Origin of the sequence: Sphingomonas sp. Leaf21 (assembly GCF_916858675.1) — a bacterium.
Taxonomy (GTDB): Bacteria; Pseudomonadota; Alphaproteobacteria; order Sphingomonadales; family Sphingomonadaceae; genus Sphingomonas.
Genome location: NZ_CAKASM010000023.1, coordinates 1 through 23,171 on the forward strand (window position 1 = coordinate 1; position 23,171 = coordinate 23,171).

At 62.9% G+C, this 23,171-nt stretch carries 25 protein-coding genes and 1 pseudogene; 12 read left to right on the forward strand and 14 right to left on the reverse strand.

Annotation, left to right across the window (positions count from 1 at the left end; translation table 11 throughout):
- Nucleotides 1-170: 170 nt before the first annotated feature.
- The gene (locus LRP66_RS14615; RefSeq protein ID WP_230483339.1) at nt 171-632 is read left to right on the forward strand and encodes a GNAT family N-acetyltransferase; all 462 of its coding nucleotides are present in this window, start codon (nt 171-173) and stop codon (nt 630-632) included.
- Nucleotides 633-881: 249 nt separating this feature from the next.
- Here LRP66_RS14615 and LRP66_RS14620 read toward each other — a convergent pair whose 3' ends face one another.
- From LRP66_RS14620 to LRP66_RS14655, 8 genes are all read right to left on the reverse strand, one after another.
- Entirely contained in the window at nt 882-1,514 is a 633-nt protein-coding gene (locus tag LRP66_RS14620; protein ID WP_055786118.1) for a tyrosine-type recombinase/integrase, read from the reverse strand.
- A 267-nt stretch (nt 1,515-1,781) separates the two neighbouring features.
- A complete protein-coding gene (gene arsH, locus LRP66_RS14625) occupies nt 1,782-2,525 on the reverse strand; it encodes an arsenical resistance protein ArsH (protein ID WP_230483340.1) in 744 nt (247 codons plus the stop codon).
- Nucleotides 2,525-3,808 carry an arsenic transporter gene (locus LRP66_RS14630; RefSeq protein ID WP_230483341.1) on the reverse strand — a complete coding sequence of 428 codons (1,284 nt, stop codon included), beginning with the start codon at nt 3,806-3,808 and terminating at the stop codon, nt 2,525-2,527. Before LRP66_RS14630 ends, arsH begins: the two co-directional genes overlap by 1 nt.
- On the reverse strand, nt 3,808-4,236 hold the full coding sequence (gene arsC / locus LRP66_RS14635) for an arsenate reductase (glutaredoxin) (protein WP_230483342.1): 429 nt from the start codon (nt 4,234-4,236) through the stop codon (nt 3,808-3,810). Before arsC ends, LRP66_RS14630 begins: the two co-directional genes overlap by 1 nt.
- A gap of 11 nt (nt 4,237-4,247) precedes the next feature.
- Nucleotides 4,248-4,580: an ArsR/SmtB family transcription factor gene (locus LRP66_RS14640; protein WP_230483343.1), complete on the reverse strand. Its 333-nt coding sequence runs from the start codon at nt 4,578-4,580 to the stop codon at nt 4,248-4,250.
- Nucleotides 4,581-4,839: 259 nt separating this feature from the next.
- A protein-coding gene (locus LRP66_RS14645; protein ID WP_443026703.1) for an IS5 family transposase occupies nt 4,840-5,600 on the reverse strand; the annotation gives its coding sequence in 2 pieces (ribosomal slippage) (nt 4,840-5,259 and nt 5,262-5,600; 759 coding nt in all).
- A 73-nt stretch (nt 5,601-5,673) separates the two neighbouring features.
- Nucleotides 5,674-6,771: an IS630 family transposase gene (locus tag LRP66_RS14650; RefSeq protein WP_230483345.1), complete on the reverse strand. Its 1,098-nt coding sequence runs from the start codon at nt 6,769-6,771 to the stop codon at nt 5,674-5,676.
- A gap of 108 nt (nt 6,772-6,879) precedes the next feature.
- Entirely contained in the window at nt 6,880-7,788 is a 909-nt protein-coding gene (locus tag LRP66_RS14655; RefSeq protein ID WP_230483346.1) for a LysR family transcriptional regulator, read from the reverse strand.
- Nucleotides 7,789-7,929: 141 nt separating this feature from the next.
- Between LRP66_RS14655 and LRP66_RS14660 the strand changes: the two genes are divergently transcribed.
- From LRP66_RS14660 to LRP66_RS14675, 4 genes are read left to right on the forward strand one after another with little or no spacing between them, the layout of a single operon-like run.
- Nucleotides 7,930-8,415, forward strand: coding sequence for a (R)-mandelonitrile lyase (locus LRP66_RS14660; RefSeq protein ID WP_230483347.1), 486 nt, complete (start codon nt 7,930-7,932; stop codon nt 8,413-8,415).
- 4 nt (nt 8,416-8,419) lie between these two features.
- Nucleotides 8,420-8,674, forward strand: a complete 255-nt coding sequence (locus LRP66_RS14665) for a tautomerase family protein (RefSeq protein WP_230483348.1) — start codon at nt 8,420-8,422, stop codon at nt 8,672-8,674.
- Nucleotides 8,671-9,561, forward strand: coding sequence for an aldo/keto reductase (locus tag LRP66_RS14670; protein ID WP_230483349.1), 891 nt, complete (start codon nt 8,671-8,673; stop codon nt 9,559-9,561). The genes LRP66_RS14665 and LRP66_RS14670 overlap by 4 nt, the downstream gene beginning before the upstream one ends.
- A gap of 39 nt (nt 9,562-9,600) precedes the next feature.
- On the forward strand, nt 9,601-10,356 hold the full coding sequence (locus LRP66_RS14675) for an SDR family NAD(P)-dependent oxidoreductase (RefSeq protein WP_230483350.1): 756 nt from the start codon (nt 9,601-9,603) through the stop codon (nt 10,354-10,356).
- A gap of 297 nt (nt 10,357-10,653) precedes the next feature.
- Here LRP66_RS14675 and LRP66_RS14680 read toward each other — a convergent pair whose 3' ends face one another.
- Both LRP66_RS14680 and LRP66_RS14685 read right to left on the reverse strand, forming a co-directional pair.
- Nucleotides 10,654-11,286: a tyrosine-type recombinase/integrase gene (locus tag LRP66_RS14680; protein ID WP_230483395.1), complete on the reverse strand. Its 633-nt coding sequence runs from the start codon at nt 11,284-11,286 to the stop codon at nt 10,654-10,656.
- Between the two features lie 303 nt (nt 11,287-11,589).
- Nucleotides 11,590-12,372 (reverse strand): hypothetical protein, encoded by a 783-nt coding sequence (locus tag LRP66_RS14685; RefSeq protein WP_230483351.1) that lies wholly within the window; start codon nt 12,370-12,372, stop codon nt 11,590-11,592.
- A gap of 40 nt (nt 12,373-12,412) precedes the next feature.
- Between LRP66_RS14685 and LRP66_RS14690 the strand changes: the two genes are divergently transcribed.
- Nucleotides 12,413-13,450 (forward strand): hypothetical protein, encoded by a 1,038-nt coding sequence (locus LRP66_RS14690; RefSeq protein ID WP_230483352.1) that lies wholly within the window; start codon nt 12,413-12,415, stop codon nt 13,448-13,450.
- A 15-nt stretch (nt 13,451-13,465) separates the two neighbouring features.
- On the opposite strand, the pseudogene LRP66_RS14695 reads toward LRP66_RS14690, so the two are convergent.
- Together LRP66_RS14695 and LRP66_RS14700 are read right to left on the reverse strand one after the other, a co-directional pair.
- A pseudogene (locus LRP66_RS14695) lies at nt 13,466-13,642 on the reverse strand (DDE-type integrase/transposase/recombinase); the annotation flags it as partial.
- Nucleotides 13,643-14,023: 381 nt separating this feature from the next.
- On the reverse strand, nt 14,024-14,236 hold the full coding sequence (locus LRP66_RS14700) for a helix-turn-helix transcriptional regulator (protein WP_230483353.1): 213 nt from the start codon (nt 14,234-14,236) through the stop codon (nt 14,024-14,026).
- Nucleotides 14,237-14,713: 477 nt separating this feature from the next.
- On the opposite strand from LRP66_RS14700, the gene LRP66_RS14705 reads away from it, so the two are divergent.
- The 3 genes from LRP66_RS14705 to LRP66_RS14715 all read left to right on the forward strand — a co-directional run bounded on the left by LRP66_RS14705 (nt 14,714) and on the right by LRP66_RS14715 (nt 16,790).
- Entirely contained in the window at nt 14,714-15,616 is a 903-nt protein-coding gene (locus LRP66_RS14705) for an ArdC family protein (protein WP_230483354.1), read from the forward strand.
- Nucleotides 15,613-15,822, forward strand: a complete 210-nt coding sequence (locus LRP66_RS14710; RefSeq protein WP_230483355.1) for a sigma-70 region 4 domain-containing protein — start codon at nt 15,613-15,615, stop codon at nt 15,820-15,822. The genes LRP66_RS14705 and LRP66_RS14710 overlap by 4 nt, the downstream gene beginning before the upstream one ends.
- Nucleotides 15,823-15,890: 68 nt before the next feature.
- On the forward strand, nt 15,891-16,790 hold the full coding sequence (locus LRP66_RS14715; protein ID WP_230483356.1) for a HEPN domain-containing protein: 900 nt from the start codon (nt 15,891-15,893) through the stop codon (nt 16,788-16,790).
- A 6-nt stretch (nt 16,791-16,796) separates the two neighbouring features.
- Here LRP66_RS14715 and LRP66_RS14720 read toward each other — a convergent pair whose 3' ends face one another.
- Together LRP66_RS14720 and LRP66_RS14725 are read right to left on the reverse strand one after the other, a co-directional pair.
- Nucleotides 16,797-17,012 (reverse strand): conjugal transfer protein TraD, encoded by a 216-nt coding sequence (locus LRP66_RS14720; RefSeq protein ID WP_230483357.1) that lies wholly within the window; start codon nt 17,010-17,012, stop codon nt 16,797-16,799.
- Between the two features lie 16 nt (nt 17,013-17,028).
- Nucleotides 17,029-17,352: a conjugal transfer protein TraD gene (locus LRP66_RS14725; RefSeq protein ID WP_230483358.1), complete on the reverse strand. Its 324-nt coding sequence runs from the start codon at nt 17,350-17,352 to the stop codon at nt 17,029-17,031.
- A 172-nt stretch (nt 17,353-17,524) separates the two neighbouring features.
- Between LRP66_RS14725 and traA the strand changes: the two genes are divergently transcribed.
- The 3 genes from traA to LRP66_RS14740 all read left to right on the forward strand — a co-directional run bounded on the left by traA (nt 17,525) and on the right by LRP66_RS14740 (nt 22,755).
- Nucleotides 17,525-20,446 carry a Ti-type conjugative transfer relaxase TraA gene (gene traA, locus LRP66_RS14730; protein ID WP_230483359.1) on the forward strand — a complete coding sequence of 974 codons (2,922 nt, stop codon included), beginning with the start codon at nt 17,525-17,527 and terminating at the stop codon, nt 20,444-20,446.
- Between the two features lie 203 nt (nt 20,447-20,649).
- The gene (locus tag LRP66_RS14735; protein WP_230483360.1) at nt 20,650-21,555 is read left to right on the forward strand and encodes a tyrosine-type recombinase/integrase; all 906 of its coding nucleotides are present in this window, start codon (nt 20,650-20,652) and stop codon (nt 21,553-21,555) included.
- A gap of 6 nt (nt 21,556-21,561) precedes the next feature.
- Nucleotides 21,562-22,755, forward strand: a complete 1,194-nt coding sequence (locus tag LRP66_RS14740; protein WP_230483361.1) for an IS91 family transposase — start codon at nt 21,562-21,564, stop codon at nt 22,753-22,755.
- Nucleotides 22,756-23,171 lie beyond the last annotated feature (416 nt).

Below are 23,171 nucleotides of genomic sequence, written 5' to 3' on the forward strand. Positions count from 1 at the left end.
CTCGATATACGCCATGCCAGAAGATTACACTGCCGAGATGCGCACGGGAATCAGGATCCGCGTTTTCGGACGGTTTCTGTTCCCAATCAGGAATGAGGTGCCATCGGCGTTTGCAGGCCGTGTCCCCCGGCGCATAAGGTCTGCGTCGGGGACACAGAGGTTAGGAATATATGGACACCCGCATAGCATCACTTGATGATGCGGCAGCTATGAGCCGAGTTCTACGCGAGATAATCGCGCATACAGGTCGAGAACGGCCCAACGATGAAGCGTTCGTGACCCGGCAATATCTCGCCAACCCGGCCAGTATTCGTTGCACGGTCGCGATTGACAACGAAGGGGTTGTTCTCGGCTTTCAGTCCTTGGTTCGAGCGGAAGCGGATAACCGTTACGACGTTCCGGCGGGCTGGGGGATCATCGGCACCCACATCAGCCCGCGCGTGCACCGACAAGGCGTAGGGAGCGCGCTGTTTCGATCTAGCCGGGAGGCGGCAGAACAAGCGCGATTGGAGAAGATCGATGCCTATATCGGCGCTGATAACCCATCGGGCCTTCGCTACTATGAAGCGATGGGCTTCCATACCTACCGTGCGCCAGAAGGCATTGTGCAAAAGGTCTACACGGTCGGCTAACACCACCCGGCACGCCCCTTTTCCGATACTCGATCCCATGCGAGGCGGGATCGCAGAACCTTGGGGTGTCATTCCGCCCCCAACAGCAACAACCACCAGCAGCGCATTTTTCAACAGCCCCGATCGTTTTCGGGACAGCGGCGGACGGCAGCTCACAGTTGAACCCGCCGTTCGGCGAGGCCCCGTATTTGGCTGTTTTGTCCCATGCGCCGTAAGGGCGGCCCCTCGCCCGAGCGAGGAGCCGACAGGTCAAATCTCGGTGTTCTCGGCGAGGGCAAGTGCGTCTTCCACATCGATGCCGAGATAGCGGACCGTGTTCTCGATCTTGCTATGGCCGAGCAGGATCTGGACAGCTCGCAGATTGCCGGTTGCCCTGTAGATGATTGATGCCTTCGTTCGGCGGAGCGAGTGCGTACCGTATTCACTTCGCATCAGACCGACCCCTGTCACCCATTCATCGACAAGCCTGGCGTACTGGCGAGTGCTGAGATGCCCATCACGATCGACTCGACTGGGGAAGACGTAGTCGTCCACCGTGCCGCCCCGCCGCTCCAGCCAAGCCAGCAGGCTGGCGCGAGCATCTGGAAGTAGCTCGAACTGAACCGGTCGGCCTGTTTTCTGCTGCATGACAATCGCTCGCGTTCGGACTTGCCCGCTGCTGACAAGGTCGCCGATCCTCATCTGCACCAAGTCGCAGCCTCGGAGTTTGCTGTCGATCGCCAGATCGAACAGCGCCCGATCTCGCAGGCGTCGACGCTGATTGAGATAGAACCGAATTTCCCAAATCTGCTTCGGTTTGAGGGCACGCTTCGCACCGACGGTTCTTCCGGCATTCCAGACTTGCCGCTTTGTGACGGTGCGCTCGGTTTCAGGCATCTCCATGATCGTTCTCCAATGGCCAGATCGGCCATCGGAAGAACGCTTGCGGGTATGACGGTCTCGTATTGCTCGGGGGCCTATGCCGACCAAAATATGCCGTTTAGCCATGTCGCAGCGAACGTCCGAATCTGCCAGAAGCCGCCGTCCAATGACGGATTTTCCAGCGCCCAAGGAATGACCGACATTGGGGACTTTCCTGCTAGGCGGCTTTGAGGATCGGAAGGCGCGAAAGCCGCCGGTGCGCTGTGTCAAAACCGTTCGGTTGTGACACTATGCCCGAGCCGTGGCGATGCTCGAGAGATCGGTTGTGGGGTCGATCTGCACCCCAGCTTCCTTTCGTTCGGAATAGCGATCGACGAGCTGGCCAGTGTGCGGGCGCAGCAAGATCGTGAAGCGCACCAGCTCTTCCATCACGTCGACGATCCGGTCGTAGTAGCTGGACGGCTTCATCCGGCCGGCGTCGTCGAACTCGTTGAACACCTTGGCGACGCTTGACTGGTTCGGGATCGTCACCATCCGCATCCAGCGGCCTAGCACGCGCAGCGTGTTGACGCTGTTGAACGATTGCGATCCGGCCGACACCTGCATGACAGCGAGCGTCCGGCCCTGCGTCGGTCGCATCCCGCCCATCGACAGGGGCAGGTGGTCGACTTGCAGCTTCATGATGCCGGTAATCTGGCCGTGCCGCTCGGGGCTGCACCACACATGCCCCTCCGACCACATCGACAGTTCGCGCAGCTCGTGGACGGCCGGGTGATCGTCCCCCGTCACCTGATCGGGCAGCGGCAGCGTGGCGGGATCAAAGATGCGCGTTTCGCAGCCGAAGAATTGCAGCAGGCGGGCCGCTTCCTCGACACACAGCCGCGAAAAGGACCGTTCCCGCAGGGAGCCGTAGAGCAGCAGGATGCGCGGGGGAGGATCACCGGCCCCCAACCCGAGGGCGGGACGGTCGAGCGCATAGCGGCGATCCAGCGCGGGAAGATGGTCGGGGTCGGAGAGCGTTCGGAGCGGCATTACAGACTAAGCCTTATGGCAAGCGCGGCGAGTGTCACCAACAGCACGGGAATCGTCAGCGTTGCGCCGACCTTGAAGTAATAGCCCCAGCCGATCCGGATTCCCTTCTGCCCGAGCACGTGCAGCCACAGCAAAGTCGCGAGCGAGCCGATCGGCGTGATCTTGGGGCCGAGGTCGCACCCGATCACGTTGGCGTAGATCATCGCTTCCTTGACCGCGCCCGTGGCGTGCGTCGCGTCGATCGACAGCGCGCCCACCAGCACGGTCGGCATGTTGTTCATTACCGATGACAGCAGCGCGGCGATGATGCCGGTCCCGAACGACGCGCCCCACACGCCGCCTTGCGCGGTGCGATCGAGCAGGCCGGCAAGATGATCGGTCAGCCCCGCATTCCGCAGGCCGTAGACGACCAGGTACATGCCGAGCGAGAAGATCACGACCTGCCACGGCGCGCCGGCCAGCACCTTGCGCGTCTGGATGACGTGGCCGCGCGCGGCGATCATGAGCAGGAGGACCGCACCGGCAGCGGCCACGGCGCTGACCGGCACGCCGAGGGGTTCGAGCAGGAAGAAGCCGGCGAGCAGCAGGGCGAGGACGACCCAGCCTGCCTTGAACGTCGCACGGTCGCGGATCGCGTCAGCGGGCGCGCGGAGCTGCGCCACATCATAGCTCGCCGGTATGTCGCGTCGGAAGAACAGCAGCAGCGCGACCAGCGTCGCGGCGATCGACGCCAGATCGACCGGCACCATCACTGAGGCATAATCGGCAAAGCCGATCCGGAAGAAGTCGGCCGACACGATGTTGACGAGGTTGGAGACAATCAGCGGCAGACTGGCGGTATCGGCGATGAACCCCGGAGCCATCACGAACGCCAGCGTCGCCTTGTCCTTGTAGCCTAGCGCCCGCAACATCGCGATAACGATCGGCGTCAGGATCAGCGCCGCGCCGTCATTGGCGAACAGCGCGGACACCGCCGCGCCGAGCAGTACGATCAGCACGAACAGCCGGCGACCATGCCCCCGCCCCCAGCGCGCGACATGGAGCGCCGCCCATTCAAAGAACCCGGCTTCATCGAGCAACAGGCTAACGATGATGATCGCGACGAACGTCGCGGTCGCGTTCCAGACGATGCCCCACACTACCGGCACGTCGGAGAGCGAGACGACCCCGATGAGCAGCGCGATCGCCGCTCCGCCCAGCGCGCTCCATCCGATGCCGAGGCCCCTGGGTTGCCAGATGACGAGCGCGAGCGTGACGACGAAGATAGCGAGCGCGAGCAGCATCAGGCGATGCGCTGACCTGCGGCGTCCACGACCTTTTCGCCGTCTTCCTTGGCAAACGCACCCTGTTGTGGCTCGGGCAGCAGATCGAGGACCGCTTCGGAAGGTCGGCACAGCTTCACGCCGAGCGGCGAGACGACCAGTGGCCGGTTGATGAGAACCGGATGCGCCATCATCGCGTCCACCAACACGTCGTCCGACAGCGCATCGTCACCAAGGCCCAGCTGCGCATAGGGCGTGCCCTTCTCGCGCAGCAGAGCGCGGGGCGTGATCCCGGCGCGCTCGATCAATTCGACCAACAATGCCCGTGAGGGCGGCGTTTTCAGATATTCGACGACGTGCGGCTCGATGCCGGCATTGCGGATCATCGCCAGCGTGTTGCGCGACGTGCCGCACTCGGGGTTGTGATAGATCACGATATCGACGGCCACGGGGCGTCCTTTCAGCAGCAGGGGGTAAGTTCGGCCAGAAGCGGCGCACACAGTTCAGGCGAACCGGCGCAGCAGTCCTTGACGAGGAACAGCATCAGCGCGCGCAGCCCGTCCAGATCGGCCCGGTAGATGATCGACCGGCTATGCCGTTCGGAACAGACCAGCCCGGCGCGGGCGAGAATGGCCAAGTGCGCTGACATCGTGTTCTGCGGCACGTCGAGCTGGCGGGCGACTTCGCCGGCGGCGAGGCCGTCCGGTTCATGGCGCACCAGCAGGCGGAACACATCGAGCCGCGTGCTTTGCGCGAGCGCGCCCAATGCAGAGATAGCCGACTTGTTTTCCATATATCCAGTTTAGAGGATATATGGAGCGACAGGCAACCCGGCCATTTCGGCGAAACCAGACCCGCAATGCCTTCCGGTTCGGAACAGGATATTAGGCGTAGCTCGCGCGCCGGCCTTTCCCGAAGACCAGCAGCATGATTGACTTGGATGACCCCCAGGCCGTCAAGGAAGCCGCGCCAAAATCGCCAGCGTCGCCTTCGTGGCCTTTCAAGACCAGTACGCCTCACCCCGCCAACTGACGATTAGGCTCCGGACTCAATCAACACCAGAAGGTGATGACGGCGGCGAGGACGACACCGGCCATGTAGTTTGTGGCGAGCTTGTCGTAGCGGGTGGCGATACGCCGCCAGTCCTTCAGTCGGCACCATAGTCGCTCGACGAGGTTGCGAGCGCGGTAAGCGTCGCGATCGTAGGGGATTGGGGTTTTGCGACTGCGGGTTGACGGTATGACGACTTCTGCGCCCTGGGCCTCAACCGCGGCGCGGATGGCGTTGCTGTCGTAACCCTTGTCGGCGATCAGTCGGTCGAAGCGGCCTGACGCCGCTTCGATCAGCGCCGGCGCCATTGTCATATCGGACAGATTGCCAGGTGAGATCAGCAGGATACGCGGGCGCCCGGCCGCGTCGGTCAGCCCGTGGATCTTACTGGTACGGCCGCCGCGCGATGTGCCGATGCCTTGGGCGAAGGCCCCCCTTTTGCGCCTGCCGCCGAGCGGTGGACCTTGATGCTGGTCGAATCGATCGCGACCGAGCCCCATACTCCGCTATACCCGGTCAGCGCTTCGAACACCGCGAACCACACACCTTGCTGGCTCCATCGGTGGAAGCGGTTGTAGATCGTCGTGTACGGCCCGTACTCGGGCGGACAGTCGCGCCAGCGCGCACCACTCTTCAGCATATGCACGATGCCTGAAATCACCCGCCGGTCGTCGACCCGTCGCGCCCCGCTACGGCCTTGCGGCAGCAACGGTTCGATCTTCGCCCACTCCGCATCGCTCAACCACGTCAACTGCCGCGCCATCCAACGCCTCCGTTCCATCCAGAAGCCTTGAATCAACACAAACGCCTGATCGCAAGTTGATTGAGTACGGAGCCTAGTCACCTGAATCCGAAGTTCGCCTCATTGTTTTTTGGCAGAAGCGTTTGACCGAGGCGAGGATATCATCGGCCGATTTGACCCATTTATAGGGCCTGGGTTTCTCGTTGTGGGCGGCGATGAAGGCGGCGATATCGGCTTCGAGTTCGGCCGTTGATCGGTGGACGCCCCGCTGCAATTGCTTTCGCGTCAGCTCGGCGAACCAGCGTTCGACCTGATTGATCCACGATGCCGATGTCGGCGTGAAGTGCACGTGCCAGTGCGGACGCCGGGCAAGCCAGGCCTTGATCCTGGGCGTCTTGTGGGTGGCATAATTGTCCATCACGAGGTGGACCTCGGGACCTTCGGGCATGGCCGCATCGATCTGCCTGAGAAAGTCCAGAAATTCGGTGGCGCGATGCCGCCTGTAGCATTTGCCGATGACCGCGCCGGTGGCGATGTCGAGCGCGGCGAACAGCGATGTCGTGCCATTGCGAACGTAGGTGTGGGTGCGCCGTTCGGGCACGCCCGGCGCCATGGGCAGGACCGGCTGCTCGCGATCGAGCGCCTGGATCTGCGATTTCTCGTCCACGCACAGCACGACCGCGCGGGTCGGGGGCGACAGGTAAAGGCCGACGATGTCCTGTACCTTGTCGACGAACAGCGGATCGCTCGACAGCTTGAACGTCTCCGACCGATGCGGCTGCAAGCCGAACGCATTCCAGATCCGGCGGATCGTCGTGTGCGACAGCCCAGCCTCGGCCGCCATCGAACGGATCGACCAATGGGTCGCATCCCGGGGCGTGGTGTTCAGCGTGCGCTCGATCACTTGTGCGACTTGCGCATCGCTCACCGTACGAGGCCGGCCCGCCCGATACTCGTCGGTCAGCCCCTCGACGCCGGCTTGCGCAAAGCGACGCCGCCACTTGCCAACGGTATGCTCGTGAACCCCGAGGCGCTCGGCAACCTCCTTGCTCTGCAGCCCGTCCGCACACAGCACAACCATCCGGCAGCGGTCCGATAATGAGCGCGGGGCCTTGTGGCGCCGCACCTGCGATTCCAGGAACGCGCGATCGGCCGCGCTCAATACCAATACGTTCGCCTGACGACCAACCATCCGTGCCTCCCGCCTTCGCGTAGAGACATGCAATGTAGCTTACTTCAGTTCCAGGTGATTAGGACATGGTGTCAAAATCGGTCGGTTTTGACACCATGTCCTAATCGCTCAGCTCCGTAGGGGCTGTACCTCTTTGATAAGATCGATCAGCAGGCGCAGCCCGGTCGGAAGGTGTCGGCGTCCAGAATAGTAGGCGTGGAAGCCGCTGCCTGCGCTCGCCCAATCCTTCAAAATCGGTTGCAATGCTCCGCTGTCGAGGTGGGGGCGAAGAGCGGCCTCCGTCGCGTAGATGATGCCCGAGCCACACAGTCCAAACGCGATGGCAGCGTGGCTGGCATCGACAGTCAGCGGGCCGGGTGTCGCAATGGCGCATTCGCTACCGCCGCGCTCGAACTCCCATTGATAGACCTGATCGTTCCCCAGGCGGATGCCGACGCATCGATGGTTTTGCAGGTCCTGCGGATCAGTCGGGGCACCGAAACGGGAAAGGTATGCCGGTGACGCTGCCGCGATCCAGCTTAGGTCCGGAGACAGCCGTTGTGCGATCATGTCCTCGGGCACCGTGCCGCCATAGCGGATGCCGGCATCGAAGCCGCTGCCGACGACATCGATCATCCGATTGCTCACGCTGATATCGATTGCGACCTCTGGATAGCGGTCCACGAAGATCGGCATGACCGGCTTGAGCAACAGCTCGACGGCATCCTCAAGAACGTTGATTCTGACGCGGCCTGCCGGGGCGTCGCGATACCGGTCCAGGGTCTCGCCCGCCGCAGCTATGACCTGCATGGGAGCTTCGATGGCGGCACGAAGCTCCTCACCCGCTGCGGTAAGAGTGACGCTGCGCGTTGTCCTGTTCAATAGCCGAACGCCGCGACGCCCCTCCAGTGCCGTGATCGCGTGGCTAAGGGCAGAGGTAGTAACGCCCATTGAGGTCGCCGCCCGACGAAAGCTGCCGTGCTTGGCAATCGCAAGGAAATAGGCGAAGTCCGCTAGGTCTGCTCGGCTCAGTTGCATGACGACCCCCTACACCATTGTTGAGCATCGTTCATCGGCTCGTTGCGGGCGGGGCTGGTAATGCTGGCGTGTACAGCACCTTAGATTGTGGTCCGAGACGCTCGTCATCGTGACGATCGGCTGATTGGAAGGGCGGCAACCATGATGAGGATCGGCATGTGCCTCGCCACGCTGCTGCTGCCCGTGGGCGCGCAGGCGCGGCAAGGAGCGACTGACATGAGCATCGAACGCAAAGCGGACATGAAGACCGTCGACGGTCCGGCGGAGTATTTTACCGGCAAGGCCACCATCACCGGTCAATTCCAGCGCGATGAGCCGTCGCGCGTTTCCGGGGCCATCGTTCACTTCGAGCCCGGTGCGCGTACCGCGTGGCACACCCACCCCGCCGGTCAGACGCTGATCGTGACCGAGGGCGTTGGCTGGACCCAGATCGCGGGCGGGCCGAAGCTGGAGTTTCGTGCGGGTGACATCCTGTGGTGCCCCGCCGAACACAAGCATTGGCATGGCGCCACGCCGCATGAAGGCATGACCCACGTCGCCATCCAGGTGTCGGTCAACGGCACGCCCGTGACGTGGATGGAGAAGGTGACGGACGAGGAATATCTCGCGCCGCTCGGCACGGAGTGATCGGATGCCGCACGTCATCGTGAAGCTCTGGCCCGGCAAATCCGACGATCAGAAGCAGCGTCTGACCGAGACCATCACCCGCGGCGTTATGGAGACGCTTGGATATGGCGAAGACACGGTGTCGGTCGGGTTCGAGGAGGTCGCTCCCGCCGAGTGGACGCCCAAGGTGTACGACCCCGACATTGCTAGAAAGTGGGCCACCCTGACGAAGCAGCCCGGCTACGGCGAGCAGCCAGCCGGACGGAGGAAAGAACGATGATCCTGAACGAAACGTTCGCGCTTTTCGATGGCGTCGTGATCCCCAAGCTGGGGCTCGGCTCCTGGCGGATAGATGACGCCGCAGTGTCACATGTCGTTCGCGATGCCGCAGCGATCGGCTACCGCCACTTCGACACGGCCCAAGCCTATGAGAACGAGCGCGGTGTCGGCGAAGGGCTGCGTGCCAGCGGCATTCCGCGCGACAATCTGTTCGTCACCACCAAACTCGTGGCAGAGTCCAAGCGGTACGCCGATGCGAAGAACCGCATCGATGGTTCGCTTCAGGCGCTCGGATTCGATCATATCGACCTGATGCTGATCCACAGTCCGCAGCCGTGGACCGAGTTCCGCGAGGGCGGCGATTTCGACGCCGGCAACCTTGAGGCGTGGCGCGCGCTGGAAGAGGCGCAGCAGGCCGGAAAAATCCGTGCGATCGGCGTGTCCAACTTCGAACGCGCCGACCTCGACAACATCCTGCGGCATGGCTCGGTGAAGCCCGCGGTCAACCAGGTGCTTGCGCATGTCGGCAATACGCCGTTCGATCTCATCGACTATTGCCGTGAGCAGGACGTGCTGATCGAGGCATATTCGCCGGTCGCACATGGTGCGGCGCTACAGCATCCCGTGCTTGTCGAGCTGGCGGCAAGGTACGGCGTCGGCGTAGCGCAACTCTGCATCCGCTACTGTCTGCAACTCGGACTGCTCCCACTGCCCAAATCGACCAACGCCGATCACATGCGCAGCAATGCGGCCGTCGATTTCGAGATCGGCGAGGACGACATGGCGATGCTCACAGGCTTGTCGGACGCCATCGACTACGGCGAGGCGAGCGCCTTTCCCGTGTTCGGCAAGTCGCGCCAGACCGCCGGATCGAACGCGGCCGCCTGATCGGCCGACTCTTCCCCATACAACCGGAGAGGTTCTCTCATGTCTGATCATCATCGTTTCGCCGGCAAGGTCGCCTTCATTACCGGTGCCGCCAGTGGCATCGGCCGTGCCACGGCCATCGCCTTTGCGGCCGAGGGCGCGCGCATCGCCATCCTGGACCGCACCGAGGACGCTCTGGCCGAAACGGCCGAGGCTGTGAGGAAGGCGGGGGCTGAAACCCTGGTCATCGCCTGCGACGTGTCCCAGCCCGATCAGGTCGAGGCGGCGGTCGGCCGGGTGGTCGAGATCTTCGGACAGCTCGACATCGCCTTCAATAATGCCGGCGTCGAGAACAAGGCTGCGCCTGTCCACGAGATCGAACTGGCCGAATGGGACCGCATCCTCGACATCAACCTGCGCGGCACCTTCATCTGCATGAAGCACGAGCTGGCGCAAATGGTGCGTCAGGGCAGAGGTGTGATCGTCAACACGTCCTCAGGTGCCGGCGTCCGCGGGGTGGCGGGTGGTGCCTCCTACACTGCATCCAAGCACGCGATCATCGGCCTGACCAAGGCCGCGGCGCTCGATTATGCCAAACAGAACATCCGCGTGAACGCGGTGCTGCCGGGCAATATTGAAACGCCGATGATGGATCGTTTTACGGATGGCGACATCCAGAAAGCGATTGATCTTGAGCCGGTCGGGCGCTTGGGCAAGCCGGAGGAAATTGCGGAAGCCGTTCTCTGGATGAGCGCTGATCTGGGCGCGTTCGTCACCGGCGCCGCAGTGTCCGTTGATGGGGGTTGGTCTCTCTGACCCGCACCATCCGATCGACGGTGGCTGATCTAAAAGATAGTGCCGGTGTCAAAACCGGACGGTTTTAACGCTCCAGACCCGACCACGGTTTGCCAGTGGTTTGCGCGTGCCAAAACCCCGGTTCAGAATGTCCGCTCTTAAGATCGGCAACTTACCTCGGCTACGTCTTCCTTTGGGTCGCTAGCCGACCGGCAGGCGATGCGCCGGAAGCCGCTATACAACTGAGCCGCAAGGAACGGCGGATTTGTCCCAAAGCATGGTGAAATGGCTCCTCGCCTACGGCGAGGAGCCATCGGGTCAGATCTCAGTGTTCTCGGCAAGGGCAAGCGCGTCTTCCACGTCGATGCCGAGATAGCGCACTGTGTTCTCGATCTTGCTATGACCGAGAAGGATTTGAACGGCACGAAGGTTGCCGGTCGCTCGATATATGATCGAAGCCTTCGTTCGGCGAAGCGAGTGCGTTCCATACTCGTTTCGCATCAGGCCGACACCGGTCACCCATTCATCGACAAGCCGTGCATACTGGCGGGTGCTGAGATGCCCGTTATGATCAATTCTGCTGGGAAAGACATAGTCGTCCACTGCGCCGCCCCGCCGTTCAAGCCACGCCAGCAGGCTGGTCCGGGCGTCTGGAAGCAATTCGAACTGAACCGGCCGACCGGTTTTCTGTTGCATCACGATCGCACGCGTTCGGATCTGCCCGCCGCTGACAAGGTCGCGGATCCTCATCTGCACCAGATCGCAGCCCCGGAGTTTGCTATCGATCGCCAGGTCGAATAGCGCCCGATCTCGCAAGCGGCGGCGCTGATTGAGGTAAAATCGGATTTCCCAGATTTGCTTCGGTTTCAGTGCGCGCTTCGCGCCGACGGTTCGTCCGGCATTCCAGACTGGGCGCTTTGTCGCGGTGGGTTCGGTTTCAGGCATCTCCATGATCATTCTCCGATGGCCAGAGTGGCCGTCCGAAGAACGCTTTGGCGCCTGATAATCAGGAATGCCCCGAGGCACCTGCCGACCAGAATACGTCGTTTGCGGATCAGGCTCTGAACGGCCGATTATGCCGGGAGCTGCCGATGGACCTCGCGGAAACGGAATGTCCGCAGGCTAATCTCAGACATCTGGCTCGGCTTTCTCGCGAGTTGGACCCACCCGCGAAACCGGTGCGGTTCGAAGCGTGTGGCCGGGGAGAGCAATCGTGTGCCGACTAAACTGTGCGGTCTCGCCACGGCGGGGCTCTTAGGGGCCATCCGGGGCAACAACGGACCAGGATTGCTGGCGGTTCGGAACGGCCGGTGCTGGACAGGAATTGGAGCCGCTTCGTTTTACCGCGTTCTGATTTGTAAATCGCCTACGATGCGTGCCGACAACCGAGCCGATAAGCCGCGCAGGTGGTGACACTGCACCGGCGATAGAACAACTCACCTCATTATTGATCGTCTGTGTTGCCGCCCCGCCTTTCGACAGGTTTTCAGGCGGTTTCGGAGTGTATGTGCGCCAAAGATAGGCCATAAGGATTAGCATAAGAACGATACATATTACCACCGTGTATTTAGACGCCACGTAGGTGCGCTCCCCACGTTTCACCCTCTTCCACTCATCCTTTAGCAGCTCCTTGGATGCCTCAACGTATTCCTCTTCTGCAGCCTTAATGTTGGTTGGTGTCAGGTTCGCGTTAATTGCTGCCAAACTCTCGAAGGCTTCCATGCTTTTAAGAAGCGCCTTCGCGGGCTTCTCGGTCGGATTGATCCGCAGTATGATTCCGTGGCTCGCCTCGTTAAGGGCCTTGTAGCTATCTATTATCGCTGTCGTGTTTGGAGCACCGGGTTGGGCTCGCGCACGAATGGCGTCAGCAATGGCGTTAATCTGAACGAGATAAGCGATCATGCACTTTCGCAGATCATCGATCCACGCCTGCCTGAACTCGGAAATCTTCTGCTCTTTGCCGATTATGAGGCCAAGTATCGACACAAAGCCCGCGATAATCGCGGCTCCTACCGCCCCGATACTGATATCGTTCATTGATCCCGTTCTGTTCCCTATTGCGTAAGCCGCATAGAGAATGCGAGGTCTGCCGCTACAAGGCAAGAAGGCCAGCGGCCTTTCAGAGCGGGGGCGCAAAGTGGCCGAACGAATAACCTTCCATTTCGAAGGCGCGCAAGCGGACGATCACCGCATGAACTTTTATGAAGCAGCGCGTTTTCAGTATGGTGCAGCGCGGCTTTTAGTGAAACTCGCACAATTTCGGGCGACCGGAAAGTTCGTCGCCAACATCAGCGATAAAAGCAACCATAACGTCGAGTTGGTAGCCCAAAGTGGCGGATCGTTCAACTACAACGTCGAAGAAACCAAGCCTGCCGCAGACGCATTTCTGAATATCGCACTCTCTGACTTAGTTGCCTATGTTGCCGAACGAGTCATCGAGAAGCTTGATGAAACTACGATGGCGAAAGTTGTATTGCCTGCTTTGGACTATGACGAGGATGAAGCCGAGGATGATGGTTTAGAGGTGACGGAGATCGATGACATGGCGGAGGCTGTGTTAGCAGGCGACAAACTGACGGCTTCCCTTTCGCCTGAAACATCGAAGATTATCAAGCGTCGTGTCGCTGAGGTTTATCGCGAGCGACGATTAGCCGCCGCTGCCAAAGCCATTGGGAAGATTACCGAGGACCAGAGTCAAAAGCTGTTGGCGATGGCTGCGCCCCTGATCGTTGAAATGGGAACCGCACTGCGAAAGAGCGCGAACACGCTCGAAATCACGACGCAGAAAAGAGGGCCTGTTAGATCTGTTCTCTTCCTCGACAGAAAAATGGCTCGGGAGATCGAAACGGCGGCGGTGGATCGTGTTATCACTCCGATCCTTGGCGATATCACACAATTCAATAAAGAGAATGGATGGGGTAAGCTGCGTATCGAGAACGGCGCAAAGATGATCAGTTTTAGCATACCATCGGACGTTCTTCCTACGATCCGGCAGACCCTTATTGACAACATGAAAAAGGACTTGGTTTACTTTAAGACCTACTTCGTTCGAGATCGCGCGAAGAAGGTTAAGCGCCTTATTGTCGTCGGCATCCTGCCAACACCTGCTTCCTAGACGCGCTACTAGGCTCAGCACGCGGTTCTTTGGCTTACGCCGCCAGACTGCCATGTGCAGGGCCTGCAAAACCACATCGGTTGTCTGACGGCTTTGCAACGATCATCCCACCACGCGGCGGCAGTACAGATTTAGTACGACCGCCAGATAGGCGAAGCATTCCATCGTGCGGATATAAGTGATGTCCGTCACGCAGGCGGCAGCAAAAGCGACGGCGCTGGGGGAAAGCTCACATTGACCTGACGTTCGTCAAAGATAGCATAAGGTACTCAAGGCGACAGCCCAGACCACACACTACCAAGATGGCGCGTTTTGGCGAATCGTCTGCCGCAGCGTGCAGTCGGGTCGCGCGCCTCCCCCGCCATCAGGTGAATGGTATTGGTGGCGCGACAATGCCAAATGTCGGCTCATGACAAAACATGCCGTTCAGCATGATACTCGGGAACGGCAGCAAAGTCCCACAACACGCCATTTGGGATGACAACGTATCTTTACAATCCAAGCGTTTCGGGGCGGCGGATCCAAGTCGCTTTCGAACCCAAGTTGGAACGCTGCGATGGGTCGCGAAAGCGCTCATCCGGCGGGGTGGTCATCGACATGGTAGAACTTCGGATTGCGCAGCCAATCGTCAATGGCCGAGGCGCGCCAGCCGACGCAGCGGGTGCTGAGTTGGATGTTCTTCGGAAAGGTGCCGTTGGCCATCTTGCGGTAGAGCGTGGATCGGCAAAGCCCGGTCTGGTCGAGGACGGCCCTCAGGCGCAGGATGCGGTCGGGGTTGGTGGACATGGCATCACCTCGCGGTTCTTGGGAAGGGAGCCGCCAAAGTCCTGCTTTTTCATCATCGGCGGTAGTGCCTGAGCGAGGCCCCGATTGGTCTGTCGAGGGACATCGAGACAGCAGAGTGCTGCCGTCTCCTGCGATGGCGCAGGACCGGGCTCTACGCCGCTGGCGCGGCGCCGAGCCGTGCCGTCTCGGCCCATGCGGGTTGCGATCCCTGACGGGTGACGGTGCGGCCTCCGCAGCGTCAGCAGGCAGCGCGGGGTGCCCCCACGCTGGTGTACGCGCCGGGCGCGTCTGGCGAGGGTGGGCGTCACGGCCCTGTAGTCCCGCCGCGGCGTGCTGCAACCTGCTGCGCCGGTCCTCCACGTACGTTTCGGCCCCTTGGGTGCAGCCCGCCTCGTATCGGCGGGACTGTCGGTCCGCTCCTGCCGCCCACCCTCGCCATTCCGGCCGGGCTGCGGTGGTTTTCAAGGAGTGAGGATCATGTCCAGGACCATCGACCAACGTCAGAGCCTTTATGCCGAGGTGACGGCCCGCGTGATTGCCGAGCTGGAGGAAGGACGGCTGCCCTGGGTGCAGCCCTGGGACAGCGCAGCCTGCGCCTGTACCATGCCGGCAAACGGGGTGACTGGCCGGCGCTATTCCGGGATCAACGTCCTGATCCTGTGGGCCAGGGTCATCGAGGGCGGCTACCGTTCGCAGCGCTGGCTGACTTACCGCCAAGCTCAAGCGGCAGGTGGCAATGTCCGCAAGGGCGAGCGCGGCACCACTGTCTGCTATGCCGACCGCTTCACGCCGAAGAACAGGGACGATGGGGGCTGTGACGACGAGCGGGACGCACGCACGGTTGCCTTCCTCAAGCGCTTCACCGTCTTCAACATCGACCAATGCGAAGGCCTGCCCGAAGCGTTGACTCGAACGTCGGAGGTCCGGCCCGAGATCGAGATCCTGCCCGAGGTCGCAGCCCTTATCGAGGCGAGCGGCGCGGACGTGCGGATCGGCGGAGACCGGGCCTATTACCATCCGGCCGCCGACTATGTCGCGGTGCCGCCGGTTGCGGCGTTCCATGCGCCGATCAACTGGTATCGCACCGCGCTCCACGAGCTTGGCCATTGGACGGGTCACCAGACGCGTCTGGACCGCGACCAGATGGGCGCATTCGGGAGTGCCAGTTATGCCCGCGAAGAGCTGGTTGCCGAGATGGCGAGCGCCTTTGCGTGTGCGTCGCTGGCGATCCAACCGACGGTGCGACATGCCGACTATATCGGCTCATGGCTCGAGGTGCTGCGCCACGACGACAAGGCAATCTTCCGCGCCGCAAGCGCCGCCAGCAAGGCGGCGGACTATCTGCTCCGCTTCGCAGTGGATGAGGGGCGGCCGTCATGATGCGGGGTCGGCGATTGCAGGCGCGCTTACGCGCCTGGAGCGCGCTGCCGGACCGTGACCGTGCGATCTTCGCCAGCGTGCGGATCGACGGGCTGGATTATGACGAAGCGGCGTGCCGCCATGGCTGCACCGCGCGGGACGTCGAGCACGTGATCGCAAGCGTCCTCATCGCCCTCATGGAAGCGGAGGAAGACGCTTCGCCATGAGGCGACCGCCGGCATTAACCCGGTACAAAGGATGTACGCATACGTAACGGTTCGCTAGGAATAGCATCATGCGCGACGACGTTGCTCATCTCCCGGACAAGAAGCGCCGCGATCTCGACCGGATCGTGGAAGTGCTGTTTGCCGAGTTCGAACAGGCAACGTCGCTGTCGACGCAGAAATGGCGACGGCAGGGCCGCATCCTCAAGGTCATCCTCTACGGCTCCTATGCGCGCGGTGATTGGGTCGATGATCCGATCGGCGGCTACCAGTCGGACTATGACATCCTCGTTGTCGTCAGCGACGAGCGGCTGACCGAGCTGGGTGAGTTCTGGGCCAAAGCCGACGACCAGTTCGTCCGCGAAGTGACGATCTCCAAGCGCATTTCGGTGCCGGTCAGTTTCATCGTCCACAGCCTTGCCGACGTGAACAACCAGCTGACGCAGGGTCGGCCATTCTTCATCGACGCCATCGAGCAGGGCATCGCTCTGTATGAGGTTGAGGACTACCCCTTCGTCACGCCCCAACCGCTGGAGCCAAAAGCGGCGCAGGCCGAGGCTCGGAAGCACTTCGAACAGTGGTTTCCAAACGCGGCGATGCGCCTGGACCTGGCTCGAACCGCGATCGAACGCGGGTATTTGAAGCAAGCGGCATTCGACCTGCACCAGACAACGGAACATCTGTACCACTGCCTGCTGCTGACCCTGACGCTGTACAGTCCGAAGTCGCACAAGCTGAATTTTCTGCGCAGCCAGGCCGAGCCACTCGTGCATGAGCTCATTGCCGTATGGCCGCGTGACACCAAGTTCGCGCAGCGCTGTTTCGAGTTGCTCCGTCAGGCCTATGTCAACGCGCGCTACTCGCCGCATTACAAGGTGACGCCGGCCGAGCTCGAATGGCTGGCCGAACGGGTCGAACTGCTCCAGCAGATCGTCAAAGAGACTTGCGAAAAACGGCTCGCGCAAGCCTGACGTTCGTCAGCTCGCGCTCGCATCATCGGCAAAGGCGCGCCGTCCACGCCGCGTCCAGATCAGGCGGTAGCGATCGCTGTCTTCGCTGCGCAGCCTGCTCGCCACGTCGACGAGCGCGCCATAGATCAGAGCGCGGTCGTCGTTGGTCAGATCGATGAGCCCCGCCTTGGCGATAAGGCCGCCCAGCTCGATCAACTGGCGGGTGCGCTCGCGCCGCTTCACTTGCCACTCGCGTACGTCATGCCGCGCCCGGCGCAGCTGGAGCCGGGCTCGGAGAACTGATGTCCGTCGCAGGGCTGCTGTCACCACGGCGAGCGCTTGGGCGTGCGCCGGATTTCGCGCGAAAGAAGGCCGCGCCGCGCGTCCGCTGCGCCTCCCTTCCGCGCTCGTCTGTCGATTCCACCGCAAGCAGTAGCGCCCCTGCCAGTTGCTCGATCGGCAGCGCATCGGCGCCGGTCGCGATGACCAGCTCGCCCAGGTGTTCGCGCTTACGGGCCTTCAGCTGTCTGGCCTTGTCATCGAGCGCTTTGAGATCGGCGTCATAGTCGCGGGGTTTGCGCATGCGGTCATCCTTCCGTTGTGGGGCAAAGATAATCCAGTTATCGGGGCATTCGATCAGCTGCAATGCGCCGGGATGACTTGGGACAACCGCTTCCCGAGATAGATGAAATCTTCGAAGGGCGCGCTTATACGTCGTGCCGACGTCGCTTGTGTAGTGTAAATGGATTGCCGCCATGGCGATCTACCATTTCTCCGCCAAGATCATCTCGCGCGCGAACGGCTCCTCGGCGCTGGCGGCTGCCGCCTATCGCTCCGCCTCGCGGCTGCACGATCAGCGGCTCGATCGCCACCATGACTTCTCCAACAAGGCCGGCGTCGTCCATTCCGAAGTGCTGCTGCCCGATGGTGCGCTCGAGGCGTGGCGCGACCGAGAAGCGCTGTGGAATGCGGTCGAGGCGGTGGAGGTCAGGAAGGACGCCCAGCTCGCCCGCGAGGTCGAGTTCGCCATCCCACGCGAGCTCGATCAGGCGGAAGGCATCCGGCTGGCGCGCGACTTCGTAAACCGCGAGTTCGTTGCACGCGGCATGGTCGCTGATCTCAACGTGCATTGGGATGTAGGCGCCGATGGCGAGCCCAAGCCTCATGCCCATGTCATGCTGGCCCTTCGCGAGGTGAACAAGGAGGGCTTCGGCAAAAAGAACCGCGACTGGAACCGCACTGATCTGCTCGAGGCCTGGCGCGAGCGCTGGGCAGGCCACGTGAATGCCAGGCTGGCCGAACTCGACATCGACGCACGCGTCGATCACCGCAGCCTGGAAGCGCAAGGGATCGACCTCGAACCCCAGCATAAGATCGGTCCGGCCGCGTCGCGCATGGTCGAGCAGGGGCTCAGCAGCGAGCGGTTCACCGAGCACCACGCCATTGCCCGCGCCAATGGTGACAAGATCCTCGCCAACCCGGCCATCGCCTTGGATGCGATCACCCGGACGCAGGCAACCTTCACCACTCGCGACCTGGCGATGTTCATTCATCGCCATAGCGAGGGAAAGGAGCAGTTCGACCAGATGATGGCAGCGGTCCGATCCTCACCTGAACTGGTCAAGCTCGGCAAGGATGGACGTGGCCAGGAGCGCTTCACGAGCCGCGACATGGTCGACACCGAAACGCGGCTGCAGCGCGCCACGGTAAGGCTCGAGGCCAGCCGTCGCCATGGGCTGAGTGATCAGCATCGCAGGCTGGCGCTGGTCCGTGCCGAGATGCGAGGGCTGACCCTGTCGGCTGAGCAGCGCAGCGCCTTTGATCACGTCACCAGCGGCCGAAGTCTGGGCGTCGTCGTCGGCTATGCCGGAACCGGCAAGTCCGCGATGCTGGGTGTGGCGCGTGATGGCTGGGAGAGCGCCGGCTATCGGGTCCAGGGCTTGGCACTGTCAGGCATTGCCGCCGAGAACCTCGAGGGCGGCTCGGGCATCGCCTCGCGCACCATTGCCAGCCTTGAGCATCAATGGGGGCAGGGGCGTGAACTCCTGACCGACAAGTCGATCCTCGTCATCGACGAGGCTGGCATGATCGGCACCCGCCAGCTCGAGCGGGTGATCGGCGAAGCGGAGAGGCGCGGCGCGAAGGTGGTGCTGGTCGGCGACCCCGAACAGCTCCAGGCCATCGAAGCGGGCGCGGCGTTCCGCAGCGTGGCTGAGCGCCATGGCAGTATCGAGATTACTGACATTCGCCGCCAGCGTGAGGACTGGCAGCGCACGGCGACGCGGCAGCTCGCCACCGAGCGCACTGGGGAAGCGCTTGGCGCGTATCAGCAGCACGACGCGATCCATGTCGCCGAAACGCGTGAGGCCGCCCGGGTCGATCTGATCGACCGTTGGGACCGGCAACGCCAGGCCGAGCCTGACGCCAGCCGTATCATCCTCACCCACACCAATGACGAGGTGGTGCTGCTCAACCAGGCAGCGCGCGGGCGATTGCGCGCCCGACAGGAACTCGGTGATGATGTCACCCTACAGGTCGAGAAGGGCGAGCGGCACTTTGCCGCCGGCGACCGGGTGATGTTCGGCCGCAACGAACGCGGCTTTGGCGTCAAGAACGGCTCGCTGGGTCGGATCGAAAGCGTCACCGCAACCCGCATGGCGGTGATGCTCGACAACGGCACGCCCGTGTCCTTCGACCTCAAAGATTATGCCGCTGTCGATCATGGCTATGCTGCCACCATCCATAAGGCGCAGGGCATGACCGTCGACCGGGTGCATGTGCTGGCGACGCCGGGGCTCGATCGGCACGCTGTCTATGTCGCGATGTCACGGCATCGTGAGGGTGTCGATCTCCACTATGGCCGGGATGATTTTGCCGACCATGACCGGCTTGCCGCCACGCTGTCGCGCGAGCGGGGCAAGGACATGGCGTCGGACTATGCGAGAGAGCCTACGGCCCAGGTGTCGCGCGCCTTTGCGGAGCGGCGCGACATCCGCGATCAGCACGACACACCGGCGCCGAAACGTAACATGTTCGATGGCCTGCAGTTGCGCAGGTCGCCTCCAACGCCGTCGCTCGATCCCGTCACGCCGCCCTCGCCGAGCAAGCCTGTCATCGCGGCACAAGCCCGCGCGTCCGAGCTTGGCGATGCCGTGGCCCGCCATGGTCGCATCGTCCAGGCCATGCGGCACGCGCAAAGCATCGGTGCGCCATACACACCGGAGCAGCGTCACGAATTGCGGACGAGCCGAGCGTTGCTCGACACGTTTGCCCCGCAAGCTTCGCAGAATCTCGAACGGGCCATGGCGTGTGATCTGCGTCTGATCGGGGAAACCGCACAGGGACGCACGACAGCAGCGATCCGAGCCATGCAGCTCGAAGCCGAGATGCGCGACAATCCTGCGCTACGCGCCGATGTCTTTGTCCAGCGCTGGCAGGCGCTCGAGCGACAGCGGCGTCTGCTAATGCGCGATCATGAGGAGACGCGAGCCAACCGGGTCGCAGACCGGATGATGGGCATGGCCAAGGGCCTCGAGCGTGATCCACAGGTCGAGTCCATCCTGCGCAATCGCAAGGCGCGGCTGGGTCTTGGCAACAATGCCGGCGCCAGCGTTGGCCGGGAGCTTGAGCAGATGATCGGGCGAACCCGCAGTCGTGGTCTCGGCATCGGGATGTAGTGCTAGTGCGGGGCAGCTCGTGCCGCCCAGAATATCCTCGAGTGCAGACGGTCTGCAATCAGGCAAAAACGGGTGGAAGCACGAACCCGCTGCGCGGGAGGGCGTGCGGGGCACGGTTGAGGTGATGTAACGAGCGTTGCGCGCCGGTTGAGCGTTTCGGGAGGCAGGCAGAGCATGGGGGCTCCACCAGAAGGAGCCCTGCCATGACCACACTCGTTCCAATTGCCGTCAGCCCGCTGCGCCAGCGTCTCATCGACGAGATGGACATACGGCGCTTCGGGCGCGAGACACAGCGCAACTACATCCGCGATGTCGGCCGGTTCGCGACATTCCTGGGGCGTTCGCCGGACACTGCAACGGCAGAAGACGTCCGGCGCTTCCAGATCGAGCAAGGCGAGCTGGATGTCCCGGCGCCGACCATGAACGCCATCGTGTCGGCACTGCGGTTCTTCTTCACGCAGACGCTCGACCGGCCGGACCTGGCGCGCAAGCTGGTCCGGATGCGGCATGAGCGCAAGTTGCCGGTGGTGCTGAGCCGGGACGAGGTAGCGCGGCTGCTCGACGCGACCACATGCCTCAAGCATCAGGCGGCGCTGTCGGTCGCCTATGGTGCGGGACTGCGCGCGGCCGAGGTCGCCGCCCTCAAGGTCCGTGACATCGACAGCGAGCGCATGCTGCTCCGGGTCGAGCGCGGCAAGGGCGGGCGGTATCGCAACGCCATGCTACCGACCGGACTACTGGCGTTGCTACGAGAGTGGTGGCGGGTCGGTCGGCGGGAGCGCGTGTTGCACGTCGACGGCTGGTTGTTCCCCGGCCAGCACTACCTCAAGCCGCTCAGCACCCGGCAGCTGCACCGCATCGTCGTGGAGGCAAGTGTGGCGGCGGGTATCGGCAAGCGCGTCGGGCCGCACACCTTGCGGCACTGTTTCGCGACCCACCTCCTCGAGGACGGGATCGACGTCCGCATCATCCAAACGCTGCTGGGGCACGCCAAGCTGGAAACCACCGCTTATTACACCCAGGCCGCCACGCGGGTCCTGCGCAACGTGACCAGCCCGTTTGAACGGCTTGCAACCACTGCTGCGGAAGGGAGGGTACCCAAGGGCTGAGCGGCGTTGCGCGCCTCACTCGAGGTCGCCGACATCTTCCGCGCTGCCGGTCCTGCGTACCGGGCCGCCCGCGCCGGGCACCTCAGCCTCGACCAGTTGAAGGTCATGTCGGCGATAGAGACTTGCCGTACCGCCATCATGGGCGGGCACGTCGAGGCCTGCACCGACTGCGGCCACTGGCGGGTCGCCTATAACTCCTGCCGCAACCGACACTGCCCGCGGTGCCAGGGGGCAGCCGCGCGCACGTGGCTCGCCGAACGCGAGGCCGACCTGCTCCCGGTCGGCTACTTCCATGTCGTCTTCACGCTGCCGGCCGAGGTCGCCGACATCGCGCTCCAGAACAAGGCGGCGATCTACGGCCTGCTGTTCCAGGCGGCGTCCGAGACGATGACGACCATCGCCGCCGACCCGAAGCACCTTGGCGCCCGCATCGGCATCACCGCCGTGCTTCATACGTGGGGCTCGGCGATGACTCACCACCCGCACATCCACATGATCGTGCCGGGTGGTGGCCTGTCGCCTGACGGCAGCCGCTGGGTGTCATCGCGCCCGGCGTTCCTCCTGCCGGTCAGGGTGCTGGGCAAGCTGTTCCGCCGTCTGTTCCTCACCCGGCTGATGGCGCTGCATGATGCCGGGCGGCTCGCGTTCTACGGCAGCCTCGCCTACCTCGGTGACCGGCGCGCCTTCCTGCGGCACCTGGCGCCGGTCAGGAAGAAGCGCTGGGTTGTCTACGCCAAGCCGCCGTTCGCCGGGCCGGAGACGGTGCTCGCCTACCTGTCGCGGTACACCCACCGCGTCGCCATCTCGAACAGCCGGCTGCTGCGCTTCGACCAAACCGGCGTCACCTTCCGCTACAAGGACTACCGTCGGGGTGGCGCCGACCGGCAGCAGGTCATGACCCTTGCCGCCGACGAGTTCATCCGCCGCTTCCTGCTCCACGTCCTGCCCAAGGGCTTTCACCGCATCCGCCACTACGGTCTGCTCGCTGGAGCCACCCGCAAGGTCGTGCTCAGCCACGTCCGTCAGCTGCTCGGGGTGGCACCGCCGGCCACGGTCGATGCGCCGGCCGAGCTGGATGACACTCGTCCGGCATGTCCGTGCTGCGGCGGGTACATGGTCGTCGTCGAGACCTTCGAACGTCAGCGCCACCCCCGCGCGCCGCCATCTGCTGCGCGGTCACCCGAGAGACTGGCGTCGTGACCCGGCACGGCTTGGCAGCACCCCACTCCGCGGCTTCCGTGCTTGCGGTGCCGATGCCACCTGCGCAGATCGCCATCAGCGGGGTGGCTACCTCGCCCCAAGCCGAACTTGCCGCGCTGGTGAGCCCGTCATGGCGACCTAAATACAGACCGTCCGCATCCAGGATCCTGCCCGCAACTGCCGTGCCGACCAACGCACGAGCAGGCCAAAACCCGAATTCCCCATAGGTCATGCTTGTGGCCCGCGGGTTCGGGCTTCCAAGACTTTCGTACGCCTGCCGGCATCCGAAACCCTTCAGGATTGCGGCACAGCCGCTTTGGGCCGGAAGGATTGCGTTCCCAGCCGTTCGTTCACCAGCCGTCAGACGGTAGCTACGCGCCATAACTTTCGTCATTCAAGTTGATTGGCAGCGCTTC